The organism is Shewanella sp. TC10 (assembly GCF_009663145.1).
Lineage (GTDB): Bacteria > Pseudomonadota > Gammaproteobacteria > Enterobacterales > Shewanellaceae > Shewanella.
In genome coordinates, this window is the sequence record NZ_VKHR01000126.1 from 1 (window position 1) to 1,997 (window position 1,997).

Sequence of the window (1,997 nt, forward strand, 5' to 3'; positions counted from 1 at the left end):
GGCGTACTACCACAACAACCACCGACAATATTGAGCATGCCCTCGGCGGCCCAATATTGTCGGTGGTTGTTGTGGTAGTACGCCAGATCATATCAACACCATTCGCGAGTCAGTGATTAATCACCAGCCTCGTCAGATACCTGATATTCCAGTGGCATGTCGCCTTTCAGGATTAGAGCCACTAACCATTGATGGCAACTCATTATTTGTGAACGTCGGCGAACGCGCTAACGTTACAGGTTCAGCTAAGTTCTTACGCTTAATCAAAGAAGAGAAATTTGAAGAAGCGCTCGATGTCGTGCGCGAGCAAGTTGAAAACGGCGCGCAAATCATCGACGTCAACATGGATGAAGGCATGCTCGATGGCGCTGAGTCGATGAAAAAGTTCTTAAACTTAATCGCCTCAGAGCCTGATATATCTCGTGTACCTATCATGATTGACTCATCGAAGTGGGATGTCATCGAAGCTGGCCTTAAGTGCGTTCAAGGCAAGTCGATCGTTAACTCTATTTCGATGAAAGAAGGCGAAGAAGCCTTTATCAAGCAAGCGACCTTAGTGAAGCGTTATGGCGCTGCAGCCATTGTGATGGCCTTTGATGAAGACGGCCAAGCGGATACCCGCGCCCGTAAAACTGAAATTTGTACCCGCGCCTATCGCGTCTTGGTTGATGTGGTTGGCTTTCCGCCAGAAGACATTATTTTTGACCCGAACATCTTTGCTATTGCCACGGGTATTGAAGAGCACGACAACTATGCGGTCGATTTTATTGAGTCGATTAAAGACATTAAAGCCACCCTGCCTTATGCAATGATTTCTGGTGGTGTATCAAACGTCTCGTTCTCTTTTCGTGGCAACAACCCAGTACGTGAAGCGATCCACGCGGTGTTTTTATACCATGCAATTCAAGCTGGTATGGACATGGGGATTGTTAACGCAGGTCAATTAGCCATTTATGATGACATTGACCCAGAACTTAAAGAAAAAGTCGAAAACGTGGTGCAAAACTTACCTTGCCCTGTTGCCGACTCAACTAATACCGAGCAGCTACTTGATGTGGCAGAAAAGTTTCGCGGTGACGGTAAACAAGTCGCGAAAAAAGAAGATTTAGCATGGCGTGGCTGGCCAGTGGAAGAGCGTTTATCCCATGCGCTAGTAAAAGGCATTACCGAATTTATCGACCAAGACACTGAAGAAGCGCGCCTGCAAGCTGAGCGCCCACTTGATGTGATTGAAGGTCCATTAATGAATGGCATGAACGTGGTCGGCGATCTATTTGGCGCAGGTAAAATGTTCCTGCCACAAGTGGTTAAATCTGCCCGAGTAATGAAAAAAGCCGTCGCCTACTTAAATCCGTTTATTGAAGCCGAAAAAGTCGAAGGCCAATCAAACGGCAAAATCTTAATGGTGACAGTGAAAGGCGACGTGCACGATATTGGTAAAAATATTGTCGGCGTGGTACTGGCATGTAACGGCTATGAAGTGATCGATTTAGGCGTGATGGTGCCCGTTGAAAAAATCATTGAAGTCGCGGTAGCTGAAAACGTTGATATCATTGGCATGTCAGGCCTTATCACCCCAAGCCTTGATGAAATGGTGCATAACGTTAAAGCCTTCCATAAGGCAGGTTTAACTATTCCATCTATTATTGGCGGCGCGACTTGTTCAAAAATTCATACCGCCGTTAAAATTGCGCCTCATTCACCCACTGGCGCAATTTACATTGCCGACGCCTCACGCGCCGTGCCTATGGTGTCAAAACTGATTAATAACGACACCCGTCAAGCCACCATTGATGAAGCCTATAATGAATACGATGTGATGCGTGAAAAACGCTTATCGCAAACCAAACGTAAAACCATCGTATCCATTGAGGCAGCGCGCGCGAATCGTTGCCAGCATGACTGGGACAACTACACCCCATTTACCCCGAATGTATTAGGTCGTCAGGTATTTGATGATTACCCACTTGAAGACTTAGTCGATGCGATCGACTAAG

The 1,997-nt window shown here is 46.6% G+C and carries 1 pseudogene; it reads left to right on the forward strand.

The features are described 5' to 3' along the window. Positions 1-52: 52 nt before the first annotated feature. Positions 53-1,993 (forward strand): annotated as a pseudogene (locus FNZ24_RS21410) (dihydropteroate synthase); the annotation flags it as partial. Between the last annotated feature and the right edge of the window lie 4 nt (positions 1,994-1,997).